This is a genomic window from Pseudomonas sp. I2 (assembly GCF_040984075.1).
Classification (GTDB): domain Bacteria; phylum Pseudomonadota; class Gammaproteobacteria; order Pseudomonadales; family Pseudomonadaceae; genus Aquipseudomonas; species Aquipseudomonas guariconensis_B.
Genome location: NZ_JBCGFQ010000090.1, coordinates 1 through 8,270 on the forward strand (window position 1 = coordinate 1; position 8,270 = coordinate 8,270).

At 65.3% G+C, this 8,270-nt stretch carries 5 protein-coding genes; 2 read left to right on the forward strand and 3 right to left on the reverse strand.

The window, feature by feature from the left end:
* Positions 1 to 173: 173 nt before the first annotated feature.
* Together WCE05_RS25310 and WCE05_RS25315 are read right to left on the reverse strand one after the other, a co-directional pair.
* Positions 174 to 1,427 carry a ribonucleotide-diphosphate reductase subunit beta gene (locus WCE05_RS25310; RefSeq protein WP_225788344.1) on the reverse strand — a complete coding sequence of 418 codons (1,254 nt, stop codon included), beginning with the start codon at positions 1,425 to 1,427 and terminating at the stop codon, positions 174 to 176.
* 256 nt (positions 1,428 to 1,683) lie between these two features.
* Entirely contained in the window at positions 1,684 to 4,563 is a 2,880-nt protein-coding gene (locus tag WCE05_RS25315) for a ribonucleoside-diphosphate reductase subunit alpha (RefSeq protein ID WP_368816787.1), read from the reverse strand.
* Between the two features lie 758 nt (positions 4,564 to 5,321).
* On the opposite strand from WCE05_RS25315, the gene WCE05_RS25320 reads away from it, so the two are divergent.
* Positions 5,322 to 6,035, forward strand: a complete 714-nt coding sequence (locus WCE05_RS25320) for a response regulator transcription factor (protein WP_253091480.1) — start codon at positions 5,322 to 5,324, stop codon at positions 6,033 to 6,035.
* Complete coding sequence (locus WCE05_RS25325) at positions 6,032 to 7,636, forward strand: ATP-binding protein (protein ID WP_253091479.1); 1,605 nt, start codon at positions 6,032 to 6,034, stop codon at positions 7,634 to 7,636. The genes WCE05_RS25320 and WCE05_RS25325 overlap by 4 nt, the downstream gene beginning before the upstream one ends.
* A 3-nt stretch (positions 7,637 to 7,639) precedes the next feature.
* Here the strand turns inward: WCE05_RS25325 and WCE05_RS25330 are convergent.
* Positions 7,640 to 8,270 (reverse strand): 4'-phosphopantetheinyl transferase (locus WCE05_RS25330; protein WP_368816788.1); only part of this gene is annotated, 631 nt, incomplete at its 5' end.

An 8,270-nucleotide genomic window follows, 5' to 3' on the forward strand; every position in this document is an offset into this window, starting at 1 on the left:
AACCATTTGGGGCCGCTTGGCGGCCCTCCGCGGGCAAGCCCGCTCCCACAAGTACGCTGCAAATGCACGATCCTGTGGGAGCGGGCTTGCCCGCGAAGGGCTGCAAGGCAGCCCCAATCGATGTCACATCAGACTTAAGTGAACAGCATTAGCCATTTGGCAGCCCTTTAGGTTTAATCCCAGCTCAACGCCCCACCCGTCTGATACTCGATCACCCGTGTCTCGAAGAAGTTCTTCTCCTTCTTGAGGTCCATGATCTCGCTCATCCAAGGGAACGGGTTGGTCGTCCCGGGATACTCTTCCTTCAACCCAATCTGGGTCAGTCGACGGTTGGCGATGAACTTGAGGTAGTCCTCCATCATCGCCGCGTTCATGCCCAGCACGCCGCGTGGCATGGTGTCGCGGGCGTATTCGATCTCCAGCTGGGTCCCTTGCAGGATCATCTGGGTCGCTTCTTCCTTCATCGCCGCATCCCACAGGTGCGGGTTCTCGATCTTGATCTGGTTGATCACGTCGATACCGAAGTTCAGGTGCATCGACTCGTCACGCAGGATGTACTGGAACTGCTCGGCCACGCCGGTCATCTTGTTGCGGCGGCCCATGGACAGGATCTGGGTGAAGCCGCAGTAGAAGAAGATGCCTTCCAGCACGCAGTAGTAGGCGATCAGGTTGCGCAGCAGCTCCTTGTCGGTCTCGACGGTGCCGGTGTTGAATTCTGGGTCGGAGATGGCGCGGGTGTACTTCAGGCCCCAGGCCGCCTTCTTAGCGACCGACGGGATCTCGTGGTACATGTTGAAGATCTCGCCTTCATCCATGCCCAGCGACTCGATGCAGTACTGGTAGGCGTGGGTGTGGATCGCCTCTTCGAAGGCCTGGCGCAGGATGTACTGGCGGCACTCGGGGTTGGTGATCAGGCGGTACACGGCCAGGGCCAGGTTGTTGGCCACCAGGGAGTCGGCGGTGGAGAAGAAGCCGAGGTTGCGCATCACGATGCGGCGCTCGTCCTCGGTCAGGCCGTCCTGGCTCTTCCACAGGGCGATGTCGGCGGTCATGTTGACCTCTTGCGGCATCCAGTGGTTGGCGCAGCCGTCGAGGTACTTCTGCCAGGCCCAGTCGTACTTGAACGGTACCAACTGGTTGAGGTCGGCGCGGCAGTTGATCATGCGCTTCTCGTCGACACGCACGCGGGCGCTGGAGCCTTCCAGCTCGGCCAGGCCTTCGGCGATGTCCAGTTCGTCCAGGGCGGCCTTGGCGCGCTTGACCGCGTCGGAGTCGGCGGCGCTGGCCTGGCGGGCTTCCTGGGCGGCGGCGTCACCGGCGCTGTCCAGTTTGTCGAGGGTGGCAGCGGCGGCGTTGCCCTGCGCAGCGGTGTTGCCTTTGGCGGCGACTTCGCCGTCTTCTTTATCGAATTCGTCCCAGCTCAGCATGGTAAGTGCTCCTGCTCGAGGGCCATCTACAAGTATGGCCGGTGGATCTTGGTTGCGGTGCTTGAGCCCCGGTTCGGGGGTACTGCGGTGCACGCAAATCTGATGTGCCCGGGGAAGGGCTGACCGGGGCGGTGGGGCCCCGGCTTGTTGTGTCTGGCTGTAGGAAGGCGGTGGCCCTTTCGCGGGCAAGCCCGCTCCCACAGGGTCTGTGCCGTGGCACAGAAAAGAGGCTTCCCGGAGGAAGCCTCAGCGAGCCTTACTGGCAGGCTTCGCAGTCAGGCTCGTCGATCGCGCAGGCCTTCGGCACCGGGGCTGGGCCAGCAGCCTGGACCGGGGCGCTGTCGCTGCCGCTGGAGACGGCGTTGAGCTTGCCGGTGTTGATGGTCGACTTCTCGGTGCTGGTCGCGGCCAGGGCACGGAGGTAGTAGGTGGTCTTCAGGCCACGGAACCATGCCATGCGGTAGGTCACGTCGAGCTTCTTGCCCGAGGCGCCGGCGATGTACAGGTTCAGCGACTGGGCCTGGTCGATCCACTTCTGGCGACGGCTGGCCGCTTCGACGATCCAGCGGGTCTCGACTTCGAAGGCGGTGGCGTACAGGTCCTTCAGCTCTTGCGGGATACGCTCGATCTGCTGGACCGAACCGTCGTAGTACTTCAGGTCGTTGATCATGACCGAGTCCCACAGGCCACGGGCCTTGAGGTCGCGGACCAGGTACGGGTTGATCACGGTGAACTCGCCCGACAGGTTCGATTTCACGTACAGGTTCTGGTACGTCGGCTCGATCGACTGCGACACGCCGGTGATGTTGGCGATGGTCGCGGTCGGCGCGATGGCCATGATGTTCGAGTTGCGGATGCCTTTCTTGACGCGCTCACGCACCGGCGCCCAGTCCAGGGTCTCGTCCAGGTTGACGTCGATGTACTTGGCGCCACGGGCTTCGATCAGGATCTGCTGGGAGTCCAGCGGCAGGATGCCCTTGGACCACAGCGAGCCCTGGAAGGTCTCGTAGGCACCACGCTCGTCGGCCAGGTCGCACGAGGCCTGGATGGCGTAGTAGCTGACCGCTTCCATGGAGCGGTCGGCGAACTCCACGGCAGCGTCCGAGCCGTACGGGATGTGCTGCAGGTACAGCGCGTCCTGGAAGCCCATGATGCCCAGGCCGACCGGGCGGTGCTTGAAGTTCGAGTTCTGCGCCTGCGGCACCGAGTAGTAGTTGATGTCGATCACGTTGTCGAGCATGCGCACGGCGGTCTTGACGGTACGCGCCAGCTTGGCGGTATCCAGCTTGCCGTCGGTGATGTGGTTCGGCAGGTTGATCGAACCCAGGTTGCACACGGCGATTTCGTCGGCGTTGGTGTTCAGGGTGATCTCGGTGCACAGGTTCGAGCTGTGGACCACGCCCACGTGCTGCTGCGGCGAGCGCAGATTGCACGGGTCCTTGAAGGTCAGCCACGGGTGGCCGGTCTCGAACAGCATCGACAGCATCTTGCGCCACAGGTCCTTGGCCTGGACGACCTTGAACACCTTGATCTTGTTGTACTCGGTCAGGGCTTCGTAGTACTCGTAGCGCTCTTCGAAGGCCTTGCCGGTCAGATCGTGCAGGTCGGGGACTTCCGAGGGCGAGAACAGGGTCCACTTGCCGTCGTCGAAGACGCGCTTCATGAACAGGTCCGGGATCCAGTTGGCGGTGTTCATGTCGTGGGTACGGCGACGGTCGTCACCGGTGTTCTTGCGCAGCTCGAGGAATTCCTCGATGTCCAGGTGCCAGGTTTCCAGGTAGGCGCAGACCGCGCCCTTGCGCTTGCCGCCCTGGTTGACCGCGACGGCGGTGTCATTGACCACCTTCAGGAACGGCACGACGCCCTGCGACTTGCCGTTGGTGCCCTTGATGTACGAGCCCAGGGCACGCACCGGGGTCCAGTCGTTGCCCAGGCCACCGGCGAATTTCGACAGCATGGCGTTGTCGTGGATGGCCTTGTAGATGCCCGACAGGTCGTCCGGCACGGTGGTCAGGTAGCAGCTCGACAGCTGCGGACGCAGGGTACCGGCGTTGAACAGGGTCGGGGTCGAGGCCATGTAGTCGAACGACGACAGCAGGTTGTAGAACTCGATCGCACGGGCTTCGCGGTCTTTCTCCTGCAGCGCCAGGCCCATGGCCACGCGCATGAAGAACACCTGCGGCAGCTCGAAGCGCACGCCATCCTTGTGGATGAAGTAGCGGTCGTAGAGGGTCTGCAGGCCCAGGTAGGTGAATTGCTGGTCACGCTCGTGGTCGATGGCCTTGCCCAGGCGCTCCAGGTCGTAGCCTTTGAGGGCCGGGTCGAGCAGCTCGAACTCGACGCCTTTCTCGACGTAGGCCGGCAGGGCCTTGGCGTACAGCTCGGCCATCTCGTGGTGGGTGGCGCTGTCGGCCACGTCCAGGAAGCCCAGGGCCTCGGCGCGCAGGGTGTCCATCAGCAGGCGGGCGGTGACGAAGGAGTAGTTCGGTTCACGCTCGACCAGGGTACGGGCGGTCATCACCAGGGCGGTGTTGACGTCCTTGATGGCCACGCCGTCGTACAGGTTCTTCAGGGTGTCGCGCTGGATCAGCTCGCCATCGACCTCGGCCAGGCCTTCGCAGGCCTCGCTGATGATGGTGTTCAGGCGCGCCATGTCCAGCGGCGCCAGGCTGCCGTCGGCCAGGGTGATGCGGATGGTCGGATGCGGCTCGACCACGCTGTCGGTGTTGGCGCGGGTAGCACGCTCCTTGGCGCGTTGCTCGCGGTAGATCACGTAGTCGCGGGCGACCTTCTGCTCGCCGGCGCGCATCAGGGCCAGTTCGACCTGGTCCTGGATTTCTTCGATGTGGATGGTGCCACCCGACGGCATGCGGCGCTTGAACGTCGCGGTGACCTGCTCGGTCAGGCGGGCGACGGTGTCATGGATGCGCGACGAGGCGGCGGCGGTGCCGCCTTCAACTGCGAGGAACGCCTTGGTGATGGCCACGGTGATCTTGTCGTCGGTGTAGGGGACGACAGTGCCGTTGCGCTTGATCACACGCAGTTGGCCTGGGGCGGTGGCAGCCAGATCCTGGTTCGAATCGGCGGCCTGCGGCGCCTTGGCCTGCGGGTTCTCGCGAGTTGTGTCGGTTTGCATGGGTGGGTGTCTCCACAGTTTCTATATTGTTCAGGCGCCTTTTGGGCGCCCACCGTTCCGTCCACTTGCTCGATGACCCGGGCGGGGATGCGTCGTGCGCGCGCATCCGCCCGCTCGGGCGTACCGACTTCGGGACAGACTCAGGAATAAGGGGCAATAACCTGCCGCTCCCTGGCCGAAGTCAAAGGTTCTGGGCTGCGCCCAAAAACTGTTGCTGATGAGTGCCCGGCGTAGCCTGCAACACCCATGCCCGAACAAGGCCCTGCAAGGGCTTGCCTCGGTCGCCTCCGCAGGAGCGGTTTGGCTGCTGAAATCACCTGAAGTTCAGCCAGAAAAATCGCTTGAATTTGCCTGGCGACTTGTGTTTGTGATTTTGCGCGAAACCCAATATCTAGTGGTTCGCTGCGATGGGGATACAAGATAATGCGGTATCGGGGTCTTTGCAAGGCGAGCGCCTGTGGATAACTTGTGCGTACTTTGTGTGTGATCCGTGGGTATTCGCTGTAGGCCTTATGCCCAGTGGTTTTCACCTTTTTTCTGCGTCCCAATGCCTCGCTGCGGATTTTGGCGGGCGCGAACCCTATCACAAAAAACGGTTCAGTCCAGGGGCGCGGGCGAGGTTGGCAGTACCCGGCGCGGAACGTAGTATCCGGGGGCGATGTTGCGCTTCGGTGACGGGCAATGGGCTGCGAAGCGGCCCGCCTCGGCAACATGGCAGCCCCAGCCCTGCATAACGACAACGACATCGAGGTAGGCCCATGGACCAGCCCAGCAACCGCATCCTGATCGTCGAGGACGACCAGCGCCTGGCCGAGCTCACCGCCGAATACCTGCAAACCAACGGTTTCGAGGTGGCGGTGGAGGGCGACGGTGGCCGTGCCGCGCGGCGTATCGTCGACAGCCAGCCGGACCTGGTGATCCTCGACCTGATGCTGCCTGGCGAGGACGGCCTGAGCATCTGCCGGCGGGTGCGTGGCCAGTACGCCGGCCCCATCCTCATGCTCACCGCCCGCGGCGACGAGCTCGACCAGGTGCAAGGGCTGGACCTGGGCGCCGACGACTATGTCTGCAAACCGGTGCGCCCCCGGCTGCTGCTGGCGCGCATCAATGCCCTGCTGCGCCGCAGCGAGACACCCGACAGCAAGCGCCAGCAGTTGCAGTTCGGCGCCCTGCGCATCGACAACCGCCTGCGCGAGGCCTGGCTGGGCGAACAGGCGATCGACCTGACCGGCGCCGAGTTCGACCTGCTCTGGCTGCTGGCGAGCAACACCGGGCGCGTGCTGTCGCGCGAAGAGATCTTCACCTCCTTGCGTGGCGTCGGCTACGACGGCCAGGACCGCTCCATCGACGTGCGCATCTCCAAGATCCGTCCCAAGATCGGCGACGACCCGATCCACCCGCGTCTGATCAAGACCCTGCGCAGCAAGGGCTACCTGTTCGTCGGCGAGGCTGCCCAGGCACCCGGCCCATGAACTCGATCTTCCTGCGCATCTATGGCGGCATGCTCGCGGTACTGGTGCTGGTGGCCGTGCTGGGCGTGCTCAGCCTGCACCTGGTCAACGAAGTGCGTGCCGGCCAGCACCGTGAGCGCCTGGCCCAGGGGACATTCAGCCTGATGGCCGACAACCTGGCGCTGCAGAACGAGGTGGAGCGCAAGCGCTCGCTGGTGATCTGGGAGCGCCTGCTCGGTGTGCCGCTGGACTTGCAGCCCCTGTCGGCGCTCACCCTCGATGGCAGCCAGCGGGCCCGCCTGCGCCGTGGCCTGGTGGTGGTGGAGAAGACCGGCCCGCATGCGGTCCGGGTGCTGCGCCAGGTCGGCCAGGAGGCCGAGCTGCTGGTCGCCCAGGTCAAGCAGGTCAGCGAGCAACTGGCGCGCGCCACCCTGTTCCTGCTGGCCGACGAGCTGGTGCGCTACCCGGTGACCGAACAGCAGCGGCGCCTGGCAGAGATCAAGCAGAGCAAGGGGTTTGGCTTCGACATCGCCTTGCAGCGCCTGGAGCGGGTCGGCCTGGACGACGACCAGCGGCGCCGGGTAGAGGAGGGCGACACGGTGATGGCCCTGGGCAAGGATGGCGACGCCATCCGCGTGTTCTCGGGGCTGGCCGGCTCGCCCTGGGTGCTGGAGATCGGCCCGCTGTACCAGCTCAACCTCTACCCACCGCAGTTGCTGGTGCTCATCGCCTTCCTCGGCCTGTGCCTGATCGGCCTGGTGGTCTACCTGCTGGTGCGCCAGCTGGAGCGGCGCGTGTCGGGCCTGGAGATCGCCGCCACCCGGTTGGCCAAGGGCAGCCTGGATACCCGCGTGCCGGCGGGCGATGCCGATTCGGTGGGGCGCCTGGCGACTGCCTTCAACGACATGGCCGAACACCTGCAGCGCTCCCTGACCATGCAGCGTGAACTGGTGCGGGCGGTGTCCCACGAGCTGCGCACACCGGTGGCGCGGTTGCGCTTCGGCCTGGAGATGATCGAAAGCGCCAGTACCGAACAGGCCAGGGCCAAGCACCTGGCCGGCATGGACAGCGACATCCAGGACCTGGACAAACTGGTGGACGAGATGCTGACCTACGCCCGCCTGGAGCAGGGCGCACCGGCGCTGACGTTCCAGGCGGTGGACCTGGATGCCCTGCTGGACCGGGTGATCGAGGAACTGGCCCCCCTGCGTGCCGAGGTCAAGGTGGTGCGTGGCGAATGCCAGGGGGGCGAGGCCACGGGGGCCTGGGTCGAGGCCGAGCCACGCTACCTGCACCGAGCCCTGCAGAACCTGGTGGGCAATGCCATGCGCCATGCCGAGTCGCAGGTTCGCTTGAGCTACCAGATCGGCCAGCAGCGCTGTCGCATCGACGTGGAGGACGACGGGCCGGGGATCCCGGAGGGCGTCTGGGATCGCATCTTCACGCCTTTCACGCGCCTGGACGACAGCCGCACACGTGCCTCGGGCGGGCATGGCCTGGGGCTTTCCATCGTACGGCGGATCATCTACTGGCACGGCGGGCGGGCCGTGGTGGGGCGCAGCGAGCAGTTGGGCGGCGCCTGCTTCAGCCTGAACTGGCCACGGGCCCAGGCGCCGGAGTGAAGGTCAGACGCTGACCAGGCTGAGCAAGTGGCCATCGGCGACGCGGAACTGGCCTTCCAGTTCTCGGCCGTTGTGCCATTGGGGGGACAGGTCGGTGAGCAGGCGCAGGCGGGCGAAGCCGTCGGTGGACCACTCCAGCAGTTCGGCGTGCTCGAAATAGAAGCGCTGCCGGGTCAGCGGGTAGAGCGTCTTGAACAGGCTTTCCTTGAGCGAGAAGGTCAGGGTCACGGCCAGGCCGACCTGCGCGCGATCCAGGCGCTGGAGCTCTGCCGGCGTGAGGATCTCGCCGGCCAGGCGCTTGGCGCGCTCGTCGTCCAGCAGGCTCTCCTGGTCCAGGCCCAGGCCTTGGCAAGCGCCCTCGGCGGCCACCACCGCGGCGGCCCAGCCCTTGCCGTGGGTGATCGAGCCATGGATGCCGGCCGGCCAGATCGGCGAGCGGTCCTCGTGGGTGCCCGGCACGTAGTCGCGCCCGTCCAGGCGTTGCAGTGCGGCGCGGGCGCAGACCCGGCCGGCCAGGTACTCGGCCTGGCGCTTGGCCACCGAGCGTTGCAGGCTGGCGCTCTGCTCGATACCGGCGCGCTGGAAGTCGTCGGCGGCCAGGTGGCTGGGGTCGAAGGTGCAACTGACCAATACC